Origin of the sequence: Bacillus sp. EKM202B (assembly GCF_011066025.1) — a bacterium.
In the GTDB taxonomy this organism is placed as follows: Bacteria; Bacillota; Bacilli; order Bacillales; family Bacillaceae_G; genus Bacillus_A; species Bacillus_A toyonensis.
Genome location: NZ_JAAMNK010000132.1, coordinates 1 through 249 on the forward strand (window position 1 = coordinate 1; position 249 = coordinate 249).

2 tRNA genes and 1 rRNA gene are annotated in these 249 nt (G+C 57.8%); all 3 read right to left on the reverse strand.

What is annotated here, in order from left to right:
* Nucleotides 1-4: 4 nt before the first annotated feature.
* Nucleotides 5-80: transfer RNA gene (locus tag G9F74_RS29695), tRNA-Asp, on the reverse strand.
* Between the two features lie 3 nt (nucleotides 81-83).
* Nucleotides 84-160 (reverse strand) — tRNA-Met (locus G9F74_RS29700).
* Between the two features lie 12 nt (nucleotides 161-172).
* Nucleotides 173-249 (reverse strand): 5S ribosomal RNA (gene rrf / locus G9F74_RS30730); the annotation flags it as partial.

Genomic DNA, 249 nt, shown 5'->3' on the forward strand with positions numbered 1-249 from the left:
AAAATGGCGGTCCCGACCGGGGTCGAACCGGCGATCTCCTGCGTGACAGGCAGGCATGTTAACCACTACACCACGGGACCATTTGGTTGCGGGGACAGGATTTGAACCTGCGACCTTCGGGTTATGAGCCCGACGAGCTACCGTGCTGCTCCACCCCGCGATGATATAAATAGCTTGGCGACGTCCTACTCTCACAGGGACAAGGTCCCAACTACCATCGGCGCTAGAGAGCTTAACTTCCGTGTTCGG